The 25,838-nt window shown below is 32.4% G+C and carries 22 protein-coding genes; 8 read left to right on the top strand and 14 right to left on the bottom strand.

Annotation, left to right across the window (positions count from 1 at the left end):
• The first annotated feature begins 29 nt into the window (after nt 1-29).
• Both OLM52_RS09570 and OLM52_RS09565 read left to right on the top strand, forming a co-directional pair.
• The gene (locus tag OLM52_RS09570) at nt 30-1,280 is read left to right on the top strand and encodes an ABC transporter permease (RefSeq protein ID WP_264548293.1); all 1,251 of its coding nucleotides are present in this window, start codon (nt 30-32) and stop codon (nt 1,278-1,280) included.
• A 64-nt stretch (nt 1,281-1,344) separates the two neighbouring features.
• A complete protein-coding gene (locus OLM52_RS09565) occupies nt 1,345-3,753 on the top strand; it encodes a TonB-dependent receptor domain-containing protein (RefSeq protein ID WP_264548292.1) in 2,409 nt (802 codons plus the stop codon).
• A 40-nt stretch (nt 3,754-3,793) separates the two neighbouring features.
• Here OLM52_RS09565 and accD read toward each other — a convergent pair whose 3' ends face one another.
• The 3 genes from accD to OLM52_RS09550 form a co-directional block, all read right to left on the bottom strand.
• Nucleotides 3,794-4,648: an acetyl-CoA carboxylase, carboxyltransferase subunit beta gene (accD, locus tag OLM52_RS09560; RefSeq protein ID WP_264548291.1), complete on the bottom strand. Its 855-nt coding sequence runs from the start codon at nt 4,646-4,648 to the stop codon at nt 3,794-3,796.
• A gap of 80 nt (nt 4,649-4,728) precedes the next feature.
• Nucleotides 4,729-5,796 carry a class II fructose-bisphosphate aldolase gene (fbaA, locus tag OLM52_RS09555; protein WP_264548290.1) on the bottom strand — a complete coding sequence of 356 codons (1,068 nt, stop codon included), beginning with the start codon at nt 5,794-5,796 and terminating at the stop codon, nt 4,729-4,731.
• A 47-nt stretch (nt 5,797-5,843) separates the two neighbouring features.
• Nucleotides 5,844-8,411, bottom strand: a complete 2,568-nt coding sequence (locus OLM52_RS09550; protein WP_264548289.1) for a BamA/TamA family outer membrane protein — start codon at nt 8,409-8,411, stop codon at nt 5,844-5,846.
• A gap of 37 nt (nt 8,412-8,448) precedes the next feature.
• Here OLM52_RS09550 and OLM52_RS09545 point away from each other — a divergent pair, with 37 nt between their 5' ends.
• Nucleotides 8,449-9,171, top strand: a complete 723-nt coding sequence (locus tag OLM52_RS09545; RefSeq protein ID WP_264548288.1) for a TrmH family RNA methyltransferase — start codon at nt 8,449-8,451, stop codon at nt 9,169-9,171.
• Between the two features lie 2 nt (nt 9,172-9,173).
• Here OLM52_RS09545 and OLM52_RS09540 read toward each other — a convergent pair whose 3' ends face one another.
• The 11 genes from OLM52_RS09540 to OLM52_RS09490 all read right to left on the bottom strand — a co-directional run bounded on the left by OLM52_RS09540 (nt 9,174) and on the right by OLM52_RS09490 (nt 18,125).
• The gene (locus tag OLM52_RS09540; protein WP_264548287.1) at nt 9,174-9,866 is read right to left on the bottom strand and encodes a porin family protein; all 693 of its coding nucleotides are present in this window, start codon (nt 9,864-9,866) and stop codon (nt 9,174-9,176) included.
• A gap of 1 nt (nt 9,867) precedes the next feature.
• Nucleotides 9,868-10,599, bottom strand: a complete 732-nt coding sequence (gene ubiE / locus OLM52_RS09535) for a bifunctional demethylmenaquinone methyltransferase/2-methoxy-6-polyprenyl-1,4-benzoquinol methylase UbiE (protein WP_264548286.1) — start codon at nt 10,597-10,599, stop codon at nt 9,868-9,870.
• Nucleotides 10,600-10,652: 53 nt separating this feature from the next.
• Nucleotides 10,653-11,138 carry a dihydrofolate reductase gene (locus OLM52_RS09530; protein ID WP_264548285.1) on the bottom strand — a complete coding sequence of 162 codons (486 nt, stop codon included), beginning with the start codon at nt 11,136-11,138 and terminating at the stop codon, nt 10,653-10,655.
• 1 nt (nt 11,139) lies between these two features.
• Entirely contained in the window at nt 11,140-11,586 is a 447-nt protein-coding gene (locus tag OLM52_RS09525; RefSeq protein WP_264548284.1) for an energy transducer TonB, read from the bottom strand.
• 2 nt (nt 11,587-11,588) lie between these two features.
• Nucleotides 11,589-12,386, bottom strand: coding sequence for an energy transducer TonB (locus OLM52_RS09520; protein WP_264548283.1), 798 nt, complete (start codon nt 12,384-12,386; stop codon nt 11,589-11,591).
• Between the two features lie 32 nt (nt 12,387-12,418).
• On the bottom strand, nt 12,419-12,898 hold the full coding sequence (locus tag OLM52_RS09515) for an energy transducer TonB (protein ID WP_264548282.1): 480 nt from the start codon (nt 12,896-12,898) through the stop codon (nt 12,419-12,421).
• A 9-nt stretch (nt 12,899-12,907) separates the two neighbouring features.
• Nucleotides 12,908-13,732 (bottom strand): thymidylate synthase, encoded by an 825-nt coding sequence (locus OLM52_RS09510; RefSeq protein ID WP_264548281.1) that lies wholly within the window; start codon nt 13,730-13,732, stop codon nt 12,908-12,910.
• Between the two features lie 114 nt (nt 13,733-13,846).
• Entirely contained in the window at nt 13,847-15,505 is a 1,659-nt protein-coding gene (locus OLM52_RS09505) for a NupC/NupG family nucleoside CNT transporter (RefSeq protein ID WP_264548280.1), read from the bottom strand.
• Between the two features lie 17 nt (nt 15,506-15,522).
• Complete coding sequence (locus OLM52_RS09500) at nt 15,523-16,152, bottom strand: bifunctional nuclease family protein (protein ID WP_264548279.1); 630 nt, start codon at nt 16,150-16,152, stop codon at nt 15,523-15,525.
• Nucleotides 16,153-16,339: 187 nt separating this feature from the next.
• On the bottom strand, nt 16,340-17,308 hold the full coding sequence (locus tag OLM52_RS09495; RefSeq protein WP_264548278.1) for an electron transfer flavoprotein subunit alpha/FixB family protein: 969 nt from the start codon (nt 17,306-17,308) through the stop codon (nt 16,340-16,342).
• Between the two features lie 70 nt (nt 17,309-17,378).
• The gene (locus OLM52_RS09490; RefSeq protein WP_264548277.1) at nt 17,379-18,125 is read right to left on the bottom strand and encodes an electron transfer flavoprotein subunit beta/FixA family protein; all 747 of its coding nucleotides are present in this window, start codon (nt 18,123-18,125) and stop codon (nt 17,379-17,381) included.
• Nucleotides 18,126-18,396: 271 nt separating this feature from the next.
• Here OLM52_RS09490 and OLM52_RS09485 point away from each other — a divergent pair, with 271 nt between their 5' ends.
• The 5 genes from OLM52_RS09485 (at nt 18,397) to OLM52_RS09465 (ending at nt 25,838) form a co-directional block, all read left to right on the top strand.
• Entirely contained in the window at nt 18,397-19,374 is a 978-nt protein-coding gene (locus OLM52_RS09485; protein WP_264548276.1) for a pyruvate dehydrogenase complex E1 component subunit beta, read from the top strand.
• A gap of 62 nt (nt 19,375-19,436) precedes the next feature.
• Complete coding sequence (locus OLM52_RS09480; RefSeq protein ID WP_264548275.1) at nt 19,437-21,920, top strand: DUF5686 and carboxypeptidase-like regulatory domain-containing protein; 2,484 nt, start codon at nt 19,437-19,439, stop codon at nt 21,918-21,920.
• A gap of 112 nt (nt 21,921-22,032) precedes the next feature.
• On the top strand, nt 22,033-22,524 hold the full coding sequence (locus OLM52_RS09475; protein ID WP_264548274.1) for a DNA-3-methyladenine glycosylase family protein: 492 nt from the start codon (nt 22,033-22,035) through the stop codon (nt 22,522-22,524).
• A gap of 93 nt (nt 22,525-22,617) precedes the next feature.
• Complete coding sequence (locus tag OLM52_RS09470; RefSeq protein ID WP_264548273.1) at nt 22,618-23,148, top strand: inorganic diphosphatase; 531 nt, start codon at nt 22,618-22,620, stop codon at nt 23,146-23,148.
• A gap of 110 nt (nt 23,149-23,258) precedes the next feature.
• Nucleotides 23,259-25,838, top strand: coding sequence for a sodium-translocating pyrophosphatase (locus tag OLM52_RS09465; RefSeq protein WP_264548272.1), 2,580 nt, complete (start codon nt 23,259-23,261; stop codon nt 25,836-25,838).

The raw sequence follows: 25,838 nt of genomic DNA, 5'->3' as shown, positions 1-25,838 counted from the left end.
GCTCTACTTATCTAGTATAGATTAGTATTATGCTTTTATATTTACGATTACTTTCAGAAAGTTTTAGCTTTGCAATAAATGCGTTACGCAACAATAAATTGCGTACACTTTTATCGTTGTTAGGTGTTACCATTGGTATCTTTTCAATTATTGCGGTTTTGGCGGCAGTAGACTCAATGGATAAAAAAATCAAGGAAGATTTGAGTGATATGGACATGAATACAGTGTATTTAATGCGTTTTTCGTTTGGACCTTCTGAAGTTCCTCGTTGGAAGCGAGAGCAATTTCCTGATGTTTCATATGAAGAATTTGAATATATTAAACGAAGTGTAAACGGAATCGATAAGATTTCTTTTAATTTATTTACCCGAAACGAGAATATTAAATACGAATCAAAAACTGTAAATTCTATTCGTGTTAAACCTTCTACTGAAGATTTTTTTGATATAGAACCTTTAAAAATTGACAAAGGAAGGCTGTTTAATGCAGCAGAGTCAAATTCTGGGAGTCCTGTAATTGTAATTGGAAGCGAAGTAGCAACTGGTTTGTTTGAAGATAGTGACCCTATTGGAAAAAAAGTGCGTTTGTACGGACAAAGATTCACCGTTATTGGTGTTTTAAAAAAACAGGGACAAGGCATGTTTGGTGATAGTGGTGATGTGGCGGTTTTTTTTCCTGTGAATTTTTTAAGAAGAATGTATGGTGATAACAATAAAACCTTAACTCCAGCAATTTTAATAAAACCTGAAAAAGGTATTGATGTAGAGGAGTTTAAAGCTGAATTGGCTCAAAAATTGAGAACATTTAGAGGGGTTAAAACAGGGGATATTGATAATTTTTTTATGAATGTTTTATCGGGTTTTACGGATTTTATTGATAACATCGTAGGACAAATGAACATGATTGGTTGGATTATTAGTGCGTTTTCACTTTTGGTGGGCGGATTTGGTATTGCAAATATTATGTTTGTGTCGGTAAAAGAGCGAACCAATTTAATTGGAATTCAAAAAGCACTTGGTGCTAAAAATAAATTCATATTGTTTCAATTCTTGTTTGAAGCTGTTATTTTGTCTCTTATTGGAGGTATTGTAGGTATGTTTTTAGTCTGGATTATTGCTTTAATTCTTTCTTCGGCATTAGATTTTGAATTTGTTTTGAGCGCAGCAAATATGTTGTTAGGTTCTGGATTGGCCGCTTTAATAGGTTTGATTTCTGGAATTATTCCAGCTATTTCAGCATCCAAGTTAGATCCAGTTGAAGCCATCAGAAGTGGCATGTAATTTGTGGCTATTACTGAAAATCATTTTGTAAATTTGTATTTTCAGATAAAAACCACAATATATAATGTTCAATAAGATACTACTACTTTTTTTTTTAGGATTATCAAGCTTTACTTTTTCACAAAACATCATAGTTAAAGATAAAGAATCGAATGAGCCATTAGAAGCCGTTACTTTAACTTCTGAAAATGGTAAAATTTATTCCATTACCAATACGAAAGGACAAGCTGATATTTCTGATTTTGTTGGAAAAAACACAATCATTATTCAATCTTTAGGGTATGAAACGGTAGTTATGAGCTATAATCAGCTTGAACTTGCTTCATTTCAATTGAGTTTGTCTCCTTCTTTATTAAAAATGGATGAAATTGTTGTTTCTGCTAATCGATTTAAACAGCATTCGGTTGATATTCCAGCAAAAATTACACCTATTTCAAAAAAAGAAATTGCCTTACAAAATCCACAAACTGCTGCCGATTTGTTAACAATTTCAGGAAAAGTGTTTATGCAAAAAAGTCAGCAAGGCGGCGGAAGCCCAATGATTCGTGGTTTTGCAACCAATAGATTATTATATGCCATAGACGGAATTAGAATGAATACGGCCATTTTTAGAGGTGGAAATATCCAAAATGTAATTTCATTAGATGCATTTGCAACTGAAAAAGTTGAGGTTTTATTTGGACCAAGTTCGGTTATGTATGGTAGTGATGCAATTGGTGGTGTAATGAGCTTTCAAACTTTAACACCTCATTTTTCTTTAGATGAAAAAACAGTAGTTTCTGGAAGTGCTGTAACGCGATATTCTTCTGCTAATAATGAAAAAACAGGTCATTTTGATGTAAATGTAGGCTGGAAAAAATGGGCTTCAGTTACAAGCATCAGTTCAAATGATTTTGGTGATTTACGGATGGGTTCGCACGGTCCAAAAGAATATTTAAGACCATTTTACGTTCAACAACAAAATGGAGTAGACGTGGTAGTTACTAATGATAATCCATTAGTGCAAAAACCAACGGCTTACTCGCAAATTAATTTGATGCAAAAAGTGCGTTATCAACTCAATGAAAAATGGGATTTTCACTATGGATTTCATTTTTCAGAAACCTCGAGTTATTCCCGCTATGATAGACATATTCGTTATACTAATGCAGGTTTACCTCGCTATGGCGAATTTTATTATGGTCCGCAAAAATGGATTATGAATAATTTGAATATCACACATCAATCAAAATCTAAGTTATTTGATGAAATGTCTTTGCGTTTAGCGCATCAGTTTTTTGAAGAAAGTCGTGTGAGTAGAAACATTAATAATCCAAATAGAGAAATTAGAACCGAAAAAGTAAATGCTTATTCGTTGAATGCCGACTTTACGAAAGCAACAAACGCAAAAAATAAAATTTTCTACGGATTTGAATACGTTTTAAACGATGTCAATTCAACTGGAATTAATGAAAATATTGTAGCAGAAACAAGCGTAGTTGGGCCAGCAAGATATCCACAAGCAACTTGGCAATCGATTGGCTTTTATTTGAATGACCAATATAAAATTTCTGAAAAAACGTTGCTTCAAGCAGGTTTGCGATACAATCAGTTTATTTTAAAAGCCGATTTTGATACTACTTTTTATCCATTTCCTTTTACGGGAGCTAACTTAAATGATGGTTCATTAACTGGAAGTGCGGGAATTGTTTTTCGTCCAACAGAAAAATGGGTGATAAGTTCTAATGTTGCAACAGCTTTCCGTTCACCAAATGTTGATGATGTTGGAAAAGTGTTTGATTCTGAACCAGGTTCTGTGGTAATTCCAAATCCTAATTTAGAGGCAGAATATGCTTATAATGTAGATTTGAATGTGGCTAAATTGTTTGGAAAAAATGTAAAAGTTGATGTTTCTACCTATTATACACTATTGGATAATGCTTTGGTGCGTAGAGATTTTACACTAAATGGCGCTTCAGAAATTGTATATGATGGCGAGTTGAGTCAAGTGCAAGCTATTCAAAATGCGGCAAGCGCAAATGTGTATGGAATTCAAGCTGGAGTTGAGGTAAAAATGCCTTCTGGATTTCGATTTTCAACCGATTTGAATTTCCAAAAGGGTGAAGAGGAATTGGATAATGGCGATAAAAGTCCTTCACGTCATGCAGCACCATTTTTTGGTGTTTCTAGAGTGGGTTATGCTAATTCGAAGTTAGATTTGGAAGTAAATCTTCAATTTAGTGATGAAGTTGTTTATGAAGATTTAGCTGAAGAAGAAAAAGGTAAAACCGAAATTTATGCTATTGATAGTAATGGAAATCCTTATTCGCCAAGTTGGTATACATTGAATTTAAAATCCATGTATAAGTTAAATGAAAATTTCACGCTTACGGCTGGTTTAGAAAACATAACCGATCAACGTTATCGACCATATAGTTCAGGAATTGTAGCGCCAGGAAAGAATTTTATTTTAGCATTGAGAGCAAAGTTTTAAACATAAAAAATCCCGATAATTTCTATCGGGATTTTTGTTTTTATCTTACGGGTTGATTTTGAATCAAATCTAAAAACAAGTTAATTTTATCTTTCAACTCTTTTCTTGGAGCGATGAAATCTAAAAATCCATGTTCTAATAAAAATTCTGAAGTTTGAAAGCCTTCAGGTAAATCTTTACCTGTTGTGTCTCTTACAATACGAGGACCTGCGAAGCCAATTAAAGCGCCTGGTTCACCGATATTGATATCTCCCAACATTGCATATGAAGCAGTAGTTCCTCCTGTTGTAGGGTCAGTACATAATGAAATGTATGGAATTTGTTCTTCGGCTAATTGTGCTAATTTTGCTGAGGTTTTTGCCAATTGCATTAATGAATAAGCAGCTTCCATCATACGAGCTCCACCAGATTTTGAAATCAATACAAACGGTATTCTGTGTTTGATAGAATAGTCAATTGCTCTTGAAATTTTTTCTCCAACAACGGCTCCCATTGAACCACCAATAAAAGCAAAATCCATACAAGAAACGACTAAGTCTTTTCCTTTTGATTTTCCAACACCAGTTCTAATAGCGTCTTTTAATTTGGTTTTGTCCATTACATCTTTTAAACGATCACTATATTTTTTAGTGTCTTCAAATTTTAATGGATCTTTTGATGTTAATTTTGCATCAAGTTCAGTGAATTCGTTATTGTCGAATAAAATTTCGAAATATTCTTTACTACCAATTCGTACATGATAATCGTCTTCTGGGCTTACCCATAGGTTTCGTGCCAATTCATCTTGGTCAATGATCTTTCCCGTTGGTGATTTATACCATAAACCTTTTGGAACATCTTTTTTATCCTCAGTTGCGGTGGTAATTCCTTTTTCTTTTCTTTTAAACCAAGCCATAATTTTACAGTTATGAGTTAAAAGTTATAAGTTATGAATTAAAAGCATGATACTTTTAATTCATAATTCATAACTCATAATTAAAGTGTGTTTACATTATTTAAATCGGCAAAAGCTTGTTCTAGTCTTGTGTTGAACGTAACTTCTCCTTCGCGAACCCATTTTCTTGGATCGTAGTGTTTTTTATTTGGGCTATCTGCTCCATCAGGACTTCCAATTTGTGTTCTTAAGTAATCAACTTTGTTTACCATATAATCACGAATTCCTTCTGTGAAAGCAAATTGTAAATCGGTATCGATATTCATTTTAATGACACCATAACCGATAGCTTCTCTAATTTCTTCTAAAGTTGAGCCCGAACCTCCGTGGAAAACAAAATCAACTGGATTATTTCCTGTGTTGAATTTATTTTGAACGTATTCTTGCGAATTTTTAAGGATTTTTGGGGTTAATTTCACATTTCCAGGTTTGTAAACGCCATGTACATTTCCGAAAGATGCTGCGATTGTAAATCTTGGGCTAACTTTCATTAATTCTTCATAAGCATATGCTACTTCTTCTGGTTGCGTATATAATTTTGAACTGTCAACATCAGAATTGTCTACACCATCTTCTTCACCACCTGTGATTCCTAATTCGATTTCTAGTGTCATACCCATTTTACTCATTCTTTCTAAATATTTTTTAGAAATTTCAAGGTTTTCTTCAATTGGTTCTTCTGACAAATCAATCATATGTGAGCTGAAAAGTGATTTACCAGTTTCAGCAAAATGTTTTTCAGAGGCATCTAGTAAACCATCAATCCATGGCAATAGATTTTTTGCACAATGGTCTGTATGTAAAATAACAGTTGCTCCATATGCTTCTGCTAAAGTGTGTATGTGTTTTGCACCAGCTACTGCTCCTAAAATAGCTGATTTTTGATTTTCGTTTGAAAGTCCTTTCCCAGCATTAAATTGCGCACCGCCATTAGAAAATTGAATGATAACTGGAGCATTTAATTTTGCAGCTGTTTCTAAAACACCATTTATAGTGCTAGATCCTACAACGTTTACAGCTGGTAAAGCAAAGCCTTTTTGTTTTGCATAGTTGAAAATTTCTTGTACTTGATCTCCAGTTGCAACACCAGGTTTAATATTGTGACTCATAGTTGTATGTTTTTATAATAAGAAAGCAAAAATAAGAATTTATAAAATTAGAATGGATAATTAATACCAAAATTTAGCACAGTTTTTCCAAAGTTGATTCCTCTAAACCATCTTTCACTTGTTTCTCTAGCCGGATCATACGTTTTGTAACCTAAATCGATTCTGAAAACGAAAAAGTCAAAATCATAGCGTAAACCAATTCCTGAACCCACTGCTAAATCTTGTAATGATTTGATTCCAGTGAAAGTATAACGTTCATCTTCCACATTATCTAGAAAATTCCAAATGTTACCCACATCAACAAACACGGCACTATGAAAATTTCCACCTACTCTAAAACGATATTCTGTACTGAAGGATAATTTTAGGTTGGCTTCATTAAAATCATTCACACCGCCACTTCGGCCTGGACCTAAGCTGTATGCTTGCCAACCTCTGTTGTCGTTTGAACCACCCGCAAAATAACTTCTTGAAAACGGAATTGACTTAGCATTTCCGTATGGAATTGCAATTCCGGCAAAGGTGCGCATGGCTAATGAGTTCTTTTTCCCAAAATCCCATTGTTTTACAAAATCTACTTCTGTTTTAATGTATTGTGCATATTCAATACCAAAAAGTTTTGTGTTTCCTGCAGCACTTTCTTCTTTGGTTAAATTTAATCCGTTGCCTAAAAGTGATAAAAAGTTTCCGGCTGATTCAATTCTTGCTTTAAAATTGTAGTAACTTTTATCGTTAATATTACTTTTTGTACTTCTATTGAATGCAAAACTGGATGAAACAATTAGGTTGTCTTCTACTAAACGAATATATCTTTCAGAAATACTCAAAATGGTTTTATAATCTTGATCGTTTGCGGTTAATGAAGTTGCTCCACTTAGAACATCTAACATAAAACCTAATGTTCCTGTTTGGATCAATAAATCATTAGTATCTGGGTCAATATTACTTGCATTAAGATTGTAAATTGCTGCTAATTCATTTAATCGGTTATATGAAGTTTTATATACATTGAAATAGTTTGCAGCATTTAGATTTCTAACATAGTTGATGTTTAATAAATCAAACTTAAAGTTGTTTCTACCATTGGTGGTAGACCAGTTATAATTGATCCCACCAGAAAGACTTTGCTTGTCTAATCCGATATTTTTTTGATTGGTTAAACCCGCGCTGATTTGGGTGGAAGGAAACATTTCTTTCTTGATGATTTTCTTAGTATTTAAAGGAAAGAAAATTCTTGGAATGTTCAATTTGGCATCAACTCCATATTCGAAAATATTAAAGAAAACATTATTTGGATTGGCAAAATCTTTAGATGAACCAATATTTCCTCGGGTAGAAATTTCTAAATTTTCGGCTCTTCTAAATACATTTCGCCATGTAAAAGACATACGTCCGCTTATTCCAAATTGCTGAATATCGGATGTGGTGAGGTCTATTGATGGTCTCCAAGCAAATTTTTTCTTATTAACTAAATAAATATTAGTAATTAATGAAGTTTTAGTAGAATCATTAGGGTCTTCAATGTATTCTATGTTAGGGTAATTAAAAACATTTAAATTGTTTAGTGATTTTGAAGTTAGTGCTCTATCAGTATCACTAAATAAAGCTCCTTTTTCAATAAAAACTGAATTTAATATTGCTTTCGGTTTGTATTGTAATTTTCCTGTACTAAAAAAATTATAGTTTTTGAAAATCACACTATCTTTAACTTGATTGTTTTCTTTTCTAGAAGTATTGTTGGTAAAAATATTGACTTGACTAATTTTATAAATCGTAAAAGGTTTTTTAACCAAAGTGTCTCCCATTTTTACACTTCGGTCTTCTATTTTGAGAATAATTGCTAATTTTTGTACCGAATCGTTTTGAATGGCTTCGTATTTTACATGATTTTCTTGAAAATGATATACACCACTGTTTCTAAAATGTTTTGTAATACGTTTTCTTTCGTTATCAAAATTAGAGTATAAATATTGGTCGCCAGGTTTTATAAACGATTTTTTCTCTTCAGTTTGATACAAGCTGTCAATTTCAGGGGTTTCAATTTCTCGAGATAAAGAGTCGATTTTATATGGATTTCCTGTTGTTACAGTGTAAGTAACTTTCCCTCTTTTGTTTCCAACAGAATCAATTTTAAACGAAACCGTATTTTTTAAATAACCGTTGTCATAATAATAACCATATAAACGTTCTTTGGATTTCTCGGCTTTCTTTTTGTCAATGATTACAGGAGGTTCCCCTGTTTTTTTTAGAAAATTACTAAAGCCAGCAACTACAAACGATTTTCCTAAACGTCCAATTTGCTTGTCTGAAAGCAGTTTTTTTAAATTTTGTCTACGATTTGGTTTTTTGTCCAACCAAGCGTTATAAGAGGAATCCGGATTTTTCTTAGCCATGTTGTACAAACTCAATCGCAAAGGATATTTGAAAAAAGTATTGTTTGGCTGTTGCGTCAATATATTGTTGATTCGTTCTTCTTTTATAAGTTTTTCGTTAGCATAAATTTCATTTTTAACGAGTAGCTGTTTGTTTTCAGGTACGCGTTTAACTAACGAACACGAATAAATTATTGTTCCGATTACAAATAATAATGTTATTTTTGGTAAAATATTTCTCAAAGTCCTTTTTAAAAAGTTAGTCAAAAATACAATTTTTATGGTTAGTAAAAACCAAATTAAACTAATAACGAGTTTACAGCAAAAAAAATATAGAAAACAAGAGCAACTTTTTTTTGTTGAAGGTGTAAAAGGTGTTCAAGAATTGCTCGATTCTAATTTTGAATTGCATGAATTATTTACCACAAAATCTGATTTCATGGCAATTGATACAAGCAAAGTTCATACCATTACGGAATCCGAATTGAGAAAAATAAGTGTTTTAACCACACCCAATTCTTGTTTAGCAGTTTTTAGAATTCCAAAAGCTATTTCATATGAACAAAAAGGATTAATTATTGCATTAGACGATGTGCGTGATCCAGGAAATTTAGGAACAATTATCCGTTTGTGTGATTGGTTTGGAGTTAAAACTTTATTTTGTTCTGAAGAATCGGTTGATGTATATAATCCAAAAGTTGTACAAGCGACTATGGGTTCAATAAGTAGGGTAAATGTAGTGTATGGAAATTTAGAGCAATTTTTAACCGATGCGAAGTTGCCTATTTTTGGCACTTTTATGGATGGAGCAAGTATTTACAAAGAAAAACTACCTACAGAAGGAATTATTGTCATGGGCAACGAAGCTAATGGAATTTCGAAACCTATTGAGAATTTAGTTTCAAAACGCATTGCCATACCAAGATTTGGCGATTTGCAAGCCACCGAAAGTTTAAATGTAGCTACAGCAACAGCAATAATTTTGAGCGAGTTTAAGCGGTGATTTTAATGAAACGCAAAATTAATGAAGAATCCTCTGGTTTTCATGGCTTGTATGTCACCGGTCCATGGACTTCCAGGAGTGTTATCGCGAATTAATTCATCATCTATACCAAAAACCCCACGGATAGAGGGAGAAAATATAAAATATTCGGTATAAATGTCGATTCCAAAGCCTACTTCATAAAAATTTGTCCATTTGGTAGTTCTAAAACGGTCGTTGTAATTGTCATCTGGCGCTTCAGAATTACTGCCTAAATTTAATGCTGTAGAAAGACCACCTACTAAAAAAGGTCTAACATTTCCAGTTCGTAAAGCAGAATATTTTAATAACAATGGGAAAAAAATGTAGGTTGATTTAACTTCTCTTAAGCGATCACCCGAATCTAGAATGTTTGGATAGGTTAAATTTCGTTGTGTAATATATAATCCTGGCTCAAATCGTAAATCAAAATATTCAGTAAGTCTCAAATTACCAATTAATCCCACATTAAATCCTGTTGTGGTTCCCACTTGTATATCATCGGTTACAGATAGGTAATCAAATTTAAAATCTAAATTATTAAATCCAAGAAAATATCCCCAATGAACGCGCTGTTTATTCCAATTTTCTTGATTGATAATTGGGTCTTTGCCAAACATGCCACCTTGAGCAAATACGATTTGGGTAAAAAGTAAGAGAGCAAATAATTTTTTCATATTATTTTTTAGATGCGTGATAAATAGTTGCCACTCCAAAAGTTTGTGGCAAATGATTTACTTCTATAAACCCAATTTTTCTCAAAATATTGTTCAATGCTTCTCCAAAAGGAAATTCATTTGCTGAATCAGATAAATATTTATATGCGGATTGATCTTTTGAAAACAGTTTTCCTATTAAAGGAAGAATTACTTTTGAATGAAAAGCATAACCTTGCTTAAAAGGAAATTTTGTTGGAACAGAAGTTTCTAAAATAATAAATTGTCCGTCTGGTTTAAGTGTTCTTAATATTTCGAACAGGCCTTTTTCAAGATTTTCAAAATTACGAACGCCATAAGCAACTGTAATTACATCAAAATAATTATCAGGATATGGAATGTTTTCACCGTCGCCTAAAACCATTTGAATTTTTGAGGCTAATTTTTGATCTTCAATTTTTTTCTTTCCGATATCTAACATGCCTTGTGAAATATCTAGACCAATAATTTCTGTTGCAGAAGTAGTTGCAAATAAAATAGCTAAATCACCTGTGCCCGTTGCGATATCTAAAATGGATTTAGGTTGTTTTTCCGAAACCATTTTTAAGATTTTCTTTTTCCATTTTGCATCGGTACCAAAAGAGATTACTTTATTAAGACCGTCATAATTACTCGAAATGTTATCAAACATTTGGGCAACTTGTTCTTTTTTGCCTAAGTCTGAATCTTTGTATGGTTTTATATTTTTGGACATTATCTTAATTTTGGATAACAAAAGTACAATTAATAATCAAGAACTTAAAAAAATTACCTTTTAACATAAGTTAAAAAAGTATAGTCATAATTATGTTTTTCGTCTTTTGTATGAAACTCTTCAAAAACAAGTTGCCATTTTTCTAAATCAATTTCTGGGAAAAAAGTATCTGCTTCAACTTTTGTGTGCACTCTTGTTAAATCTATTTTATCAGCTAAATCGATAGATTGTTTGTAGATTTCACCACCACCTATAATAAAAACTTCTTCGTCTTTTGGACATAAAGCAATGGCTTTTGAGAGACTTGTAGCAACTAAGCAGCCCTCGGGAGCATTATAGTCTTTTTGACGAGTGATGATAATGTGTGTGCGATTTGGTAATGGTTTTGGAAAACTTTCAAAAGTTTTTCTTCCCATCACAATAAAATGGCCAGAAGTCAAACTTTTAAATCGTTTAAAATCATCTGGTAAATGCCAAACCAATTGGTTGTCTTTTCCTAAAGCGTTGTTTTCTGAAGCGGCTGCGATTATGGTGAGCATGTTATTTTAGTTTGAAATTGATAGGTACAACATAATTTACTCCTATAGGTTTTCCTTTATATAATGCAGGTTTCATCAGTGGTAAAAGTTTTATTATTCTTAAAGCTTCGGTTTGCAAGATAGGATCTCCAATCCGAGTTTTAATATTTGTTACTTTTCCTTCATAATTTATTGTGAATTGTACTATGACCTTTCCTTCGATTTTTTGTAAAGTAGCTTTTGGAGGATACTTAAAGTTTTTAGCAATATGTTCTGATAGTTTATTTTGAAAACAATTTATACTTTCTTTTTTTTCAATTTCTTCACATCCTGGGAATACTGGAATATCTTCTACAATTGCAATAGAAACTGTTTCATCCTTTGTGTCATTTGAAACTACAGTAGTGTCTTGTGCCCAAACAGTATTTGTTAGTATGAATACTATAAGTGAGAAGCATTTTTTTTTCATTGTTAACGTAGTCTAAAGGTTATTGGAACTTGGTAATTTGTTGCAACGGGTTTTCCGTCTTTAATGCCAGGATTAAATTTAGGAAAATTTTCAATAATTGAAACCGCCTCGTTTTGAAGTACAGGATGCGAAAGGTAACTAACTATAGTTCGTATTTCTCCATTGGTGTTAATGATGAAATTAGTTTCTGTTTTTCCTTGAATATTTCTATCTAAAGCATAATCAGGGTATTTGAAATTTTTTATTATAAAACCTCTGATGGTTTTATCCATGTTTTCATAGGATTTCTCTTTGGTTGTAAATTTTTGAGGTTTTTTACCATATGAAGGATAAATGTCTAATTCATTTATTTTTTTGTTATTATTTTCATCTTTTTGAAATGCAATAATTTCATCAAATTTTAATCCTTCATAGTCTCTTTTTTTTAAATCAAATTTTGTGGTAATGAAAATGATTTCAGCTCCTTTTTTTAAATCTTCTAAAGGTAATGGAGGCGCTTTTTTAAACCACTGATTTAAAGATTCTGAAATGTCTGTATTTATGTCGTTTATTTTAAAAATACTTAGTTTATTTTCACTATCAATTTTTAAAGTAGTTAATACAACTCTTTCTTCAACTAATAAGGAGTCGTTAATTTGATTGTATTCATAATTTAACATTTTAATTATTCTGTACACGTGATTGCTAATCTCAGTTTTGGCAACACTATCCATGTCAGAAAAAAGTTCATTGTATTCTTGAGAATAGGCTCTAGAATTTAAACTTAATATAATCAGCAGAAAAGATATAATGTGCTTCATTCTTTAAATAATTTTAAGTAATTTATTATGTTTTAATGAAGTCTAAAAGTTATTGGGGTAACATGCTTGACTCTAACTGGAATGCCATTTTGAATTCCAGGTTTCATTTTTGGCAAAATACTTATAATTCTAATTGCTTCATTTTGTAAATTTAAATCAGCCCCTTTAGCACTAACATTTACTATTTTTCCATCAACATCTATTATATAAGAAACAATTACTCTTCCTTGAATATTTTTGTTTATTGCTTCTTCAGGGTATCTTAAGTTTCTTTTTATGTGTTCCATCATTTTGATATGATAACAGTCGAACATTTTCCCCTCTTCAACTATTTCACAACCTGGAAATAGAGGTGGACTATCTAAAACATTCCAAAATAAAACACCTTCTTTGGGATCATTATCATTCTTATTTTCATCTGCTACTTTAACAGTTTCGTATTCTTTTTTCTCATCGGTTTGGGATGTAGCCCAAAATGGGATTATTAAAAAAAGGTAAATTATTTTCTTCATAATTAAAATTTAAACCGCAACAATTCCTTTGATGTGTGGATGCGGATCATACCCTTCTAATGTAAAATCCTCAAATGTGAAATCGAAAATATTTTTAATTTCTGGGTTTAGTTTCATTTTTGGTAGTGGACGACAATCACGAGATAATTGTAATTCTAATTGTTCAATGTGATTATTATAAATATGTGCATCGCCAAATGTGTGGATAAATTCGCCAACTTCTAATTCACACACTTGTGCAATCATCATTGTAAATAAAGCATAAGAGGCAATATTAAATGGAACACCTAAAAAAATATCAGCGCTTCGTTGATACAATTGACAACTTAATTTTCCATCCGCAACATAAAACTGAAAAAATGCGTGACATGGCGGTAAAGCTGCTTTTCCATTTGCTACATTTTCTGCAAACGAAACAGAAGTGTCAGGTAAAACACTAGGATTCCAAGCCGAAACCAACATTCTTCTGCTGTTTGGGTTGGTTTTTAGGGTTTCGATTAATTCGGTAATTTGGTCAATTTCTTCGCTGTTCCAATTGCGCCATTGGTGTCCGTAAACTGGACCCAAATCGCCATTTTCATCAGCCCATTCGTCCCAAATTTTAACGCCGTTTTCTTGTAAGTATTTAATATTGGTATCACCTTTTAAAAACCACAATAATTCGTAAACAATCGATTTTAAGTGTAATTTTTTTGTGGTTACCATTGGAAAACCTTCTTTCAAATCAAAACGCATTTGGTAGCCAAAAACACTTATAGTTCCAGTTCCAGTACGGTCGCCTTTTTGGTTGCCGTTTGCTATTACGTGTTTTACTAAATCGTGGTATTGTTTCATTTTTAAGTTTAAAAGGTTTAAGGTTATGGTTTAAAAGTTTAGTTTTCTTTTCGTGCTGAATTTATTTTTAGCATCTATATATTACAAAAAAAGTTCGAAACAACAAAAGTTAGATTATCCAATAATCATCCCTGCAATAGTGGCTGATAAAAGTGATGCTAAACTTCCTCCTAAAACTGCTTTTAAACCAAGTTCAGACAATGTTTTTCTTTGATTTGGTGCTAGCGAACCAATACCTCCAATTTGAATTCCAATAGAAGCAAAGTTGGCAAAACCACATAACATATAGGTCGCCATAATTACCGATTTGTTAAAGGAAAAATGTACTTCATTAGCAACATTTTTCAATTCTGCTAATTGGATATAACCAACAAATTCAGATGCAGCTAATTTAATTCCTAATAATTGCCCCATAAGCATCATGTCTTCTTTTGCAATTCCAATTACCCACATTAAAGGGGAGAAAATAATTCCTAAAATAGTTTCTAATGAAAATGTTTTATAAGGGGTGTATGTAGCAATAACATCATTAAGTCCAGTCCAAAGGCCAATTTTTCCAAATGTAAAATTAATCATGGCAATAAAGGCGATGAAAACCAAAAGCATAGCCGCTACATTTGCTGCTAATTTTAATCCTTCAGTAGTTCCAGTTGCAATTGCGTCTAATATATTTGAGCCAATTTTTTCTTTTGTAACTTCTATTTCAGCATTAATTGTTTCAGTTTGTGGGCAAAGTATTTTTGAAATTATTATGGCTCCTGGTGCTGCCATTACTGATGCTGCTAATAAGTGTTTTGCAAATTCTAAACGTAAAGCTTGGTCATCCCCTCCTAAAAAGCTAATGTAAGCTGCTAAAACGCCTCCAGCAACAGTTGCCATTCCGCCTACCATTACTAAGAAAATTTCGCTACGATTCATTTTGTCTAAATAAGCCTTAATCATCAAAGGAGCTTCTGTTTGTCCTAAGAAAATATTTCCTGCAGTAGATAAACCTTCTGCTCCAGAAATATTCATTAATTTAGTTAAAACAGTAGCCATTCCTTTTACAACAATTTGTATAATTCCTAGATAAAACAATAGCGAAGTTAGCGCGGAAAAGAAAATAATTGTTGGTAAAACTTGGAATAAAAATATGAATCCAAAATTATCTACATTCATCATTCCGCCTAATAAAAATTCACTACCTGCTCTTGTGAAATCTAATACTTTTACAAATAATCCGCCTACAAATTCAAATCCGGTTTTTATAAATTCTACTTTTAGTACACCTATTGCAAGTATTAATTGAATTGCCAATCCAATAAAAACAGTTTTCCAATTGATTCCTTTTTTATTGGAGCTAAATAAATAAGCAATTGCTAATAACGCAACCATTCCAAGAATTCCTCTTAGCATACTATTTATTGAAAAACCTTCGTTTGGTTTAATTTCACCATTAACAACGACGGCTTTAGTAGCTTTGTTTGAGGCAAAAAAAGAATAGGCTTTTCCTTTATTCTTTAATGTTAGTGTTGAATCGGTTTTAGTTTCAATTACAAATCGTTTTGTTGGAGAATCGGAACCGTTTTCAAAGAGAAAAATAAAATTATCTTGTACTAAATAATCTCCTTTTTGATTTAAACTATCTGTTGAAATGTTTAATTCGTAAGCACCCCCTTTTAATTCTAAATAGTCTTTTTGCGAGCTTGAAAGTTGCCATTTTTTTTCAATTTCTTGAGCTCCAACCGAAATACTAAAAAGTAGTGCGATTATATAGATGATATTTTTATACATTAGTTATTTTGATTTTGTTAAGATTCTTTTTTTGAGATTTCATCTCTAATTTTTGCTGCTTTTTCGTAGTCTTCATTTTGTACTGCTTCCTCTAATTTACTGTATAATTCCTTTAAAGTAAAGCCAGTATAATTATCAGCAGGTACAACGACATCATCTTCCTCTCCAAAATTTTCTGGTGTTGAAAGAACATCATCGTTTTCTTCATTTATCTTTTCATTATCATTGGGGTTAATGCTAAGATAAATTCCTGCTTTGTCTAAAATGTTTTTATAAGTAAAAATTGGAGCACTAAAACGTAATGCTAACGCAATAGCATCTGATGTGCGGGCATCGATTATTTCTTCTATTTTGTCTCTTTCGCAAATAATGCTTGAATAAAAAACACCATCTACTAATTTATGGATAATAACTTGTTTGACAACAATATCAAAACGGTCAGCAAAGTTTTTGAATAAATCATGTGTGAGTGGGCGAGGAGGTTTAATTTCCTTCTCTAGTGCAATCGCTATAGATTGTGCTTCAAAGGCGCCTATAACAATTGGGAGTTTTCTGTCGCCATCCACTTCATTTAAAATCAAGGCATATGCTCCATTTTGCGTTTGGCTGTATGAAATTCCCTTTATGTTTAGTTTTACGAGACTCATTTTAAATTATTAATTATCAATTCGTTTGAAATTATTACTTTTTTCAATACTACAAAGTTTATAAAAAAAGTTACAAAAGGCTTACAGAAAAAATAGCTTAGCTATAGGCTCCAAAAATAAAAAAAAGAGCTATCTAAACAAAGATAACTCTAATTTTAATTTAATATATTTTTGAACAACTTTTTTATTAAGAGTTGCTTGCTTTAAAAGCTTTTAATTTTTCAATTAATTGAGGTACTACTGTGAATGCATCACCAACAACTCCATAATCAGCAACTTTAAAGAACGGTGCTTCTGGATCTGTGTTGATAACTACTTTTACTTTTGAGGAGTTAATACCTGCAATATGTTGAATTGCTCCAGAAATACCAACTGCAATATACAAGTTAGAAGCTACTGGTTTTCCAGTTTGTCCCACGTGTTCGCTGTGTGGTCTCCATCCAATATCAGAAACGGGTTTAGAACATGCTGTTGCAGCACCTAAAACAGAGGCTAATTCCTCAATCATTCCCCAATTTTCCGGCCCTTTCATTCCACGACCAGCAGAAACTACGATTTCAGCATCAGCTATAGTTACTTTTCCAGAAACTTTTTCTACGTTTTCTACTTTTATTCCAAAATCAGCATCGTTTAAAGAGGGTGCGAAATTTTCTTCAGTTAATGAAGTTGCGCTTTCTACCAATCCAAAAGAATTTTTAGCAATTCCTAACACTTTTACTGGAGTTGAAATTTCGGTAATATTGAATGCTTTGTTTGAAAAAGCAGTTCTTTTAACTTGGAAAGGAGATGTGCTTTCAGGTAAAGCAACTACGTTTGAAGCATAACCAGCTTCTAGAGCTACAGCTACTAGCGGAGCTAAATATAGACTATCTGTTGATGAAGAAACTAATATAAGTTGAGCTCCTTCTTTTTTAGCTGCTTGTACAATAACATCTGCATAAGCCTTTGCACTAAAGTTATTTAACTTTTCGTTTGAAACGTTTAAAACTTTGTCTACTCCGTAAGCTGCTAATGCATTATTATCTGCATTGTTTATTGTTACAGCAGTAACGCTTGTTCCCATTGAAGAAGCTACTTTTTTTGCGTAAGAAGCTAATTCGAATGCTACTTTTTTAATTTTTCCTTCTGCTGATTCAGCATATATTAATATTGACATGATTTTTAATTTAAAGATTGAAAAATTTAATGATTTAAAGATTTCTTAATTCGTAATTATTAATTCTTAATTAAATAACTTTAGCTTCGTTGTGTAACAAACTAATTAATTCGTCTAAATTATCTGCACTTACTAATTTAACCGCTGATTTTGCAGCTGGTTTTTCAAATTTAATTGCTTTTGTAGCTGATACATCCCCTGTTGGTTCAACTAAAGTTAACGCTTTAGTTCTTGCCATCATGATGCCTCTCATGTTTGGAATACGTAAATCTTTTTCTTCAACTAAACCTTTTTGTCCGCCAATAATTAAAGGCAAACTTGCAGCAACAGTTTCTTTACCACCATCAATTTCTCTTGTTACTTTAGCTTCGTTTCCGTTTACATCAATTCCAACACAAGCGTTTACAAAATTGTAACCTAATAATCCAGCAACCATTCCTGGAACCATTCCGCCATTATAATCTAATGATTCTTTGCCAGCAATTACTAAATCATAACCTCCGTTTTTGATTACTTCAGCTAATTGTTTAGCAACAAACATTCCGTCTGTTGGGTTTGCGTTTATGCGAATTGCTTCGTCAGCTCCAATTGCTAATGCTTTTCTTAATGTTGCTTCAGCGTCTGCTCCTCCCACATTTACAACAGTAACATTTGCGCCTTGTTGTTCTTTAAACCATATAGCTCTTGTTAAACCAAATTCGTCATTTGGATTAATTACAAATTGTACTCCATTGGTGTCAAACTCACTGTCACCATTAGTAAAATTAATCTTTGAAGTAGTATCAGGTACGTGACTGATGCAAACTAATATTTTCATTTTGTAAGTATTTAATGTTGTATTTTACAGCTACGAAAATACAAAATAAAATGGAATAAAAAACTATGCACGCATAATAAATACGAATTTCATATAAAAAACTCAATTTTTATGTATAAAATGTAATTTGGGTATTTAAAATTGTATTTTTTTTAAACATTTGTATTACTAAAAGGTTTTAGTAGAATAAAATAGGTTTTTTTTGGATTACACGAAAGTATAATTTTATTTTTCCTATTTTTGCCAATCATAATACAAATAAATTAATTGCATGAGAACGATACAATTTAGAGAAGCAATTTGTGAAGCGATGAGCGAAGAAATGCGTCGCGATGAATCAATATATTTAATGGGTGAAGAAGTAGCAGAATATAATGGAGCTTATAAGGCTTCAAAAGGAATGCTGGATGAGTTTGGACCAAAACGTGTAATTGATACCCCTATTGCTGAGTTAGGATTTGCAGGAATTGCTGTAGGTTCAGCTATGAATGGAAATCGACCAATTGTAGAATTTATGACATTCAACTTCTCATTGGTAGGAATTGATCAAATTATCAATAATGCAGCAAAAATGCGTCAAATGTCTGCTGGACAATTTCCAATGCCTATGGTGTTTAGAGGTCCAACAGCTTCTGCAGGTCAGTTAGGTGCTACGCATTCACAAGCTTTTGAAAATTGGTTTGCAAATACACCTGGTTTAAAAGTAGTAGTTCCTTCAACAGTTTATGATGCAAAAGGATTGTTAAAAGCAGCTATTCGTGACAATGACCCAGTTATTTTCATGGAGTCTGAACAAATGTATGGCGATAAAGGTGAAGTTCCAGAAGGTGAATATACAATTCCATTAGGAGTTGCAGATATAAAACGTGAAGGAACAGATGTTACTATCGTTTCTTTTGGTAAAATTATTAAAGAAGCACATTTAGCTGCGGATGAATTAGCTAAAGAAGGGATTTCTTGTGAAATTATCGATTTAAGAACGGTTCGTCCTATGGATTACGATGCCATCTTAACTTCTGTTAAAAAAACAAATAGATTAGTAGTGTTAGAAGAAGCTTGGCCTTTTGCTTCAGTTGCTTCTGAAATTACATATATGGTTCAAGAAAAAGCATTTGATTATTTAGATGCTCCTATACAAAGAATTACAACTGCTGATACTCCAGCGCCATATTCGCCAACTTTATTAAAAGAATGGTTGCCAAATGCACAGGATGTAATCAAAGCGGTAAAAAAAGTTTTATATAAATAAGAAATAACTTATTATATTTGAAACTTCATCAGTAATTTCCTGATGAAGTTTTTTTTTCTATTATGAAGACAAAAATTATTGTATTCTTTTTATTTTTTTCAGCAACTATTTTAGGACAAACTAAAGTAGGAGGTAAGGTTGTTGATGATTTTGGTGATCCAATTGCATTTGCTAATGTGGTTTTTAAAAATTCAAAAGAAGGAGTTATAACTGATGATAATGGAAATTTCTATTTTGAATCTAAAGAAAATTATACTACACTTTTAGTATCGTTTGTGGGGTATCAAACCAAAGAAATAAAATTAAAACCAGGTTTAAATAAAGATCTAAAAATAGAATTAATTTCTGGAACAGAACTTAAAGAAGTTATTGTTTACACCGGTAAAACTTCTAAAAAAAACAATCCTGCACTTGATATCCTTAGAAAAATTTGGGAACGTCGTAGAAAAAACGGCCTCAAAATGTTCAAACAATATGAATATGAAAAATATGAAAAAGTTGAGTTCGATTTAAATACAATCGATTCGGCCTTCATGAATAGTAAAGTTTTTAAAGGAATGGAATTTGTATTTGATCAAATTGACACTTCTCATATTTCAGGAAAAACGTTTTTACCAATTTTTATCAACGAAACATTAAGCGATGTTTATGGCGATAATGAAACTAAAAAAACAAAAGAAATTACTAAGGCAAATAAAAATTCAGGCTTAGGTTCAGGCGACGGAGTAAATACATTTATTAAAGATTTATATGCCGAATTTGATATTTATGACAATTATTTAAAATTCTTCGATAAAGATTTTGTGAGCCCTCTATCAAGAACGGGTATTAACGTTTATAATTATGTTTTAAATGATAGTATGTTTATTGATAACAAATGGTGTTACAATATTGTTTATTATCCTCGACGAAAAAACGAACTTACTTTTAAAGGTGATTTTTGGGTAAATGATACAACTTTCGCAATTAAAAAAATTAATTTAGAGGCTAGTAAAAGCGCAAATATTAACTGGGTCAAAGAAATTTATATTGAGCAAGAATATGAAGTACTAAATGATTCGGTATTTCTATTAAAACGCGATTATATGATGTCTGATTTTAGTTTTTCTAAAAAAGAAGAATCAAAAGGTGTCTATGGTAAAAGAACAACTCTTGCTAAAAATCATAAATTTGATGTAAAAAAAGAAGATAAGTTTTATAAACAAGAGGTCAATTTTTATAATAACGAAGTTTTTAATCGTCCCGATGAATATTGGGAAGCCAATCGATTTGAAGCGCTCAATAAAAATGAAGCAGGAATTTATAAAATGCTCGACACTTTAAAAGAAGTGCCTCGTTTTAAACGAATCTACAATCTGGCTTCAATTTTAGGAAGTGGTTATATTGAAATTCCAAAATGGAAAATGGATCTCGGGCCTATATTTTCAACATTTGGTTATAATGATGTTGAAGGGCAGCGTATTCGTTTTGGTGGAAGAACCTATTTTGGTTCTAATGATACTTGGAGAATTCAAGGTTACACCGCTTACGGCTTTAATGATAATCAATTCAAATACGGAATTTCTGGAAGATGGATGGTGAACCCAAATAAAAGGGTTATTTTGTCTATAGGAAATCGTCGCGATGTAGAACAAATGGGTGTGAGTTTAACTACTTCTAACGATGTTTTGGGCAGAAGTTTTGCTTCATCAGCATTATTTGCAAGTGGCGTTAATAATCAATTAACATCGGTTAATCTTACTACTTTAGGGTTTGAAATCGAGCCTTTAAAGAATTTTACTTTTCAAACTAATTTTACTTACAGAACTTTAAAATCAGCATCAAGCGAATTTAGTTTGGACTACTATACCGATTTAACACAAACCGAAATTAAAAGTCAAGTTAAACAATCAGAAATAAACTTAGTTGCTGAATATACACCAAAACGAAAAACGGTAGGTTATGGTGTGGATCGTTTAGATGTGGATTTTAATTACGCTCGTTTTTTTGTCAGTTATAGTAATGGAATTAAAGGTGTTTTGGATAGTGATTTTAATTATCAAAAATTACAACTTTATTATCGTCAACCTGCATTAATTGGAGGATTTGGTAGATTGTTTACCACTTTCGAAACAGGAAAAATATTTGGAGAAGTACCCTTAGGATTAATGGGAGTAATTCCAGGAAATCAATCGTGGTTTGTAATTGAAAATACTTATAATTTACTAGATTATTATGATTTTGTAGCAGATGAATATGCTTCATTGCATTTTGAACACCATTTTAACGGAAGATTATTTTCAAGAATTCCATTTGTAAGAAAATTAAATTTGCGTGAAATTATTGGTATCAAAGGTGTTTATGGAAGGGTTTCAGAAAACAACAAAACGCTTAATGCTTCCGGATTAAATTATGTTGCTCCAGAGGATGTTTATTGGGAATACCACGCAGGTGTTGGAAATATTTTCAAAGTGCTACGAATCGATTGCGCTTGGAGAGGAAGCTATTTGGAAATGCCTAATGCAAGAAAATTTGCAGTAAGAGCTTCATTCGGGTTTTATTTTTAAAATGGAAGAGGCCATTACATATTTGCTTGAAAAAGAGGCTATTTTTACACAAATAAGTCAGCAGTATGGAGTTCCAGTTCAACCTAAAAGACCTTAAGGCTTTGAAACGTTAGTGCTTTTAATTTTAGAACAACAAGTTTCAATAGATTCGGCAAAAGCTACTTTTAACAAATTAAAAAATGCAATTCCCGTTTTTTCAATAGATAATGTATATGCATTTTCTGAAGAAAATTTTCGATTATGTGGGGTTAGTCGTCAAAAAACGAAATACATTAAAGCGCTTTCAGAAGCTATTTTAAATGGGCAAATCAACATTGACAGTTTAGCACATAAAAATCCTGAATTAGTTAGAGAAGAACTTATAAAAATAAAAGGTATTGGCAATTGGACGATTGACATTTATTTGATGTTTTGCTTGAATTCATTAGATATAATTCCTCTGGGAGATATTGCAGTTGTCAACACCATGAAAGAACTATTCGATATTCATACCAAAGAAGAAATGGAAATTTATGCTCAAAAGTGGAAGCCATATCGTTCTGTGGCGACTTATTTTTTATGGCATTATTATTTGCAAAAAAGAGGTCGAAAAATCACATATTAAATCTTTGTAAAATCTATACTTTTTTTGCAAAACTCTTTTGTTTCTCATGTTTTATAGTGGTAACTTTGCACCCGTTTTAAAACATAAGATAAAATGACAGCAGATAAAGTTACTACATTTGATGTATTGATTGAGATTCCAAGAGGAAGTAGAAACAAATACGAATACGATTTTGAGTTAAAAAGAATGCGTTTTGACAGAATGTTATTTTCGTCAATGATGTATCCAGCAGATTACGGATTTATTCCAGAAACTTTAGCACTTGATGGCGACCCATTAGATGTTTTGGTTTTAATTAACGAGCCGACTTTCCCAGGTTGTGTTATGGAAGTAAAACCAATTGGTGTTTTCCATATGGCAGATGATAAAGGTCCAGATGAAAAAGTAATTTGTGTGCCAGTTTCTGATCCAATTTGGAATAAATTAAACGATTTAAGTGATGTGAATCCACACTTAATTAAAGAAATTGAGCATTTTTTCCAAGTGTACAAAGATTTAGAAAACAAAAAAGTAGATGTTGAAGGTTGGGGTGATGTAAATGAAGCAAAAGAAATTTTGATGAAATGCACCAATCGTTTTAACGAAATAGAAAACAAACCAGAAGGGTTATTTAGTATTAAATAAATTTCTGATTATCAATTAAAAAAGGCAATATTTTTTATGAATATTGCCTTTTTTGTTTATTTTTGTTAAAATTAGAATAAATTTAACAAACAAAACCAAATAAACTTTTTATGGAATCAATGATGATTTATGTGCCAATAGTTATGGCAGTTATTGGCTTATTATTTATGTGGGCCAAAAGAGCATGGGTATTAAAACAAGACGCCGGAGACGGTAAAATGAAAGAAATTTCAGATTATATCTACGAAGGTGCATTAGCTTTCTTAAAAGCAGAATATAAATTATTAACGTTTTTCGTTATTGGAGCAAGTATTGTTTTAGCAGTAATTTCTCAATTTGTCGAAACAACAAGTATTTTAATTGTAGTTGCATTTATTTTTGGGGCTATTTTTTCAGCTCTAGCTGGAAACATGGGAATGAAAATCGCAACCAAAACAAATGTTAGAACTGCTCAAGCTGCGCGAACAAGTTTACCACAAGCATTAAAAGTATCTTTTGGTGGTGGAACAGTAATGGGATTAGGTGTTGCTGGTTTAGCAGTTCTTGGTTTAACCGCTTTCTTTATTTTCTTCTTCCATTATTTTATGGGTGGTGTATGGACATCAACTGAACAAATGACAATTGTTTTAGAAACATTGGCTGGTTTTTCGTTAGGTGCTGAATCTATCGCTTTATTTGCTCGTGTAGGTGGAGGTATTTATACTAAAGCTGCTGACGTTGGTGCTGATTTAGTAGGAAAAGTTGAAGCTGGAATTCCAGAAGACGATCCACGAAATCCTGCTACAATTGCCGATAACGTTGGTGATAACGTTGGTGATGTTGCTGGTATGGGTGCTGATTTATTCGGTTCATATGTAGCAACTGTTTTAGCGGCAATGGTTTTAGGAAATTATGTAATTAAAGATATGGGTGGTAAAATCGATGATGCTTTTGGCGGAATTGGACCAATTTTATTACCAATGGCCATCGCTGGTTTCGGAATTTTATTCTCTATTATTGGAACAATGTTAGTTAAAATTTCAAGTGACGATGCCAAAGAAGCACAAGTACAGGCCGCTTTAAACAAAGGAAACTGGGTTTCTATTGTTTTAACAGCAATTTCTTGTTTTTTCTTAGTACAATTTATGTTGCCAGAAGTTATGACAATGGAATTTTATGGTGAAGGCGCTAAAGAAATTTCTTCAATGCGTGTTTTCTATGCAACAATTGTAGGATTAGTAGTGGGTGCCGTTATTTCATCTGTGACGGAATATTATACAGGATTAGGTACAAAACCAGTTATGGCAATTGTACAGAAGTCTTCTACTGGAGCAGGAACTAACGTAATTGCAGGTTTGGCAACGGGTATGATTTCTACTTTCCCAACGGTATTATTATTTGCCGCAGCAATTTGGGCTTCTTATGCTTTTGCAGGATTTTATGGTGTAGCTTTAGCAGCTTCTGCAATGATGGCTACAACTGCTATGCAATTAGCAATTGATGCTTTCGGACCAATTTCAGATAACGCTGGAGGAATCGCTGAAATGAGTGAATTGCCAAAAGAAGTGCGTACTCGTACAGATATTTTGGATTCAGTTGGTAACACAACTGCAGCTACAGGAAAAGGATTCGCAATCGCTTCTGCTGCATTGACTTCATTAGCTTTATTTGCTGCGTATGTAACTTTTACAGGAATTGATGGTATTAATATCTTCAAAGCTCCAGTATTAGCAATGTTATTTGTTGGAGGTATGATTCCTGTAGTTTTCTCTGCTTTAGCAATGAACTCTGTAGGAAAAGCAGCAATGGATATGGTATACGAAGTGCGTCGTCAGTTCAAAGAAATTCCTGGAATTATGGAAGGAACGGGTAAACCAGAATACGGAAAATGTGTTGAAATTTCTACAAAAGCCGCTTTGCGCGAAATGATGTTGCCAGGAATTTTAACGATTGGTTTCCCAATTGCAATTGTTTTATTAGGTAAATTAGTTTATGCAGATAACAACCAATTAATTGCTGAAATGTTAGGTGGTTATATGGCTGGAGTTACGGTTTCTGGTGTGCTTTGGGCTGTGTTCCAAAACAATGCTGGTGGTGCTTGGGATAACGCTAAAAAATCTTTCGAAGCTGGAGTTATGATTAATGGAGAAATGACATACAAAGGTTCTGATGCACACAAAGCAGCTGTAACTGGAGATACTGTTGGGGATCCATTTAAAGATACTTCAGGACCATCAATGAACATCTTAATCAAATTAACATGTTTGATTGGTTTAGTAATCGCTCCAATTTTAGGAGGACACGGTGCTACAACTGAAAAAGGGGCTTGTTGTTCTGGAGACAAAAAAGAAATGGTTTGTACGGAAGGAAAATGCGATTTATCTAAATGTGCTACAATGACAAAAGATGAATGTGCAAAAATGTGTGAAGCAAACGGATGTTCAGATGCATGTAAAGAAAAATGCATGGCTCAATACGATGAAAACGGAAAATACATCGGAGATGCAGTTCATGTTCACGGACCAAATTGCAATCATGACAAAGCTGAAATCAAAGACATTAAAGTTACTAAAGTAAAAGATGCTAACGGAAAAGTAAAAGCAACGGTTATTTTAACTACAATGGTTGATGGTAAAGAAACTACCGAAGAAAAAGTTTTTGAAGGAGACGATTTAGAAGTGGATGCAAAAATTACTGAACTAGGAAAATAA

It is taken from the genome of Flavobacterium sp. N2820 (genome assembly GCF_025947285.1).
Classification (GTDB): domain Bacteria; phylum Bacteroidota; class Bacteroidia; order Flavobacteriales; family Flavobacteriaceae; genus Flavobacterium.
This window is presented reverse-complemented; position numbering and strand designations above follow the sequence as displayed.

Excerpts from the sequence above, each read along its gene's own strand:
- OLM52_RS09570 (WP_264548293.1), top strand. The coding sequence starts at position 30 with ATGCTTTTATATTTACGATTACTTTCAGAAAGTTTTAGCTTTGCAATA.
- OLM52_RS09565 (WP_264548292.1), top strand. The coding sequence starts at position 1,345 with ATGTTCAATAAGATACTACTACTTTTTTTTTTAGGATTATCAAGCTTT.
- accD (WP_264548291.1), bottom strand. The coding sequence starts at position 4,648 with ATGGCTTGGTTTAAAAGAAAAGAAAAAGGAATTACCACCGCAACTGAG.
- fbaA (WP_264548290.1), bottom strand. The coding sequence starts at position 5,796 with ATGAGTCACAATATTAAACCTGGTGTTGCAACTGGAGATCAAGTACAA.
- OLM52_RS09545 (WP_264548288.1), top strand. The coding sequence starts at position 8,449 with ATGGTTAGTAAAAACCAAATTAAACTAATAACGAGTTTACAGCAAAAA.
- OLM52_RS09540 (WP_264548287.1), bottom strand. The coding sequence starts at position 9,866 with ATGAAAAAATTATTTGCTCTCTTACTTTTTACCCAAATCGTATTTGCT.
- ubiE (WP_264548286.1), bottom strand. The coding sequence starts at position 10,599 with ATGTCCAAAAATATAAAACCATACAAAGATTCAGACTTAGGCAAAAAA.
- OLM52_RS09530 (WP_264548285.1), bottom strand. The coding sequence starts at position 11,138 with ATGCTCACCATAATCGCAGCCGCTTCAGAAAACAACGCTTTAGGAAAA.
- OLM52_RS09525 (WP_264548284.1), bottom strand. The coding sequence starts at position 11,586 with ATGAAAAAAAAATGCTTCTCACTTATAGTATTCATACTAACAAATACT.
- OLM52_RS09520 (WP_264548283.1), bottom strand. The coding sequence starts at position 12,386 with ATGAAGCACATTATATCTTTTCTGCTGATTATATTAAGTTTAAATTCT.
- OLM52_RS09515 (WP_264548282.1), bottom strand. The coding sequence starts at position 12,898 with ATGAAGAAAATAATTTACCTTTTTTTAATAATCCCATTTTGGGCTACA.
- OLM52_RS09510 (WP_264548281.1), bottom strand. The coding sequence starts at position 13,732 with ATGAAACAATACCACGATTTAGTAAAACACGTAATAGCAAACGGCAAC.
- OLM52_RS09505 (WP_264548280.1), bottom strand. The coding sequence starts at position 15,505 with ATGTATAAAAATATCATCTATATAATCGCACTACTTTTTAGTATTTCG.
- OLM52_RS09500 (WP_264548279.1), bottom strand. The coding sequence starts at position 16,152 with ATGAGTCTCGTAAAACTAAACATAAAGGGAATTTCATACAGCCAAACG.
- OLM52_RS09495 (WP_264548278.1), bottom strand. The coding sequence starts at position 17,308 with ATGTCAATATTAATATATGCTGAATCAGCAGAAGGAAAAATTAAAAAA.
- OLM52_RS09490 (WP_264548277.1), bottom strand. The coding sequence starts at position 18,125 with ATGAAAATATTAGTTTGCATCAGTCACGTACCTGATACTACTTCAAAG.
- OLM52_RS09485 (WP_264548276.1), top strand. The coding sequence starts at position 18,397 with ATGAGAACGATACAATTTAGAGAAGCAATTTGTGAAGCGATGAGCGAA.
- OLM52_RS09480 (WP_264548275.1), top strand. The coding sequence starts at position 19,437 with ATGAAGACAAAAATTATTGTATTCTTTTTATTTTTTTCAGCAACTATT.
- OLM52_RS09470 (WP_264548273.1), top strand. The coding sequence starts at position 22,618 with ATGACAGCAGATAAAGTTACTACATTTGATGTATTGATTGAGATTCCA.
- OLM52_RS09465 (WP_264548272.1), top strand. The coding sequence starts at position 23,259 with ATGGAATCAATGATGATTTATGTGCCAATAGTTATGGCAGTTATTGGC.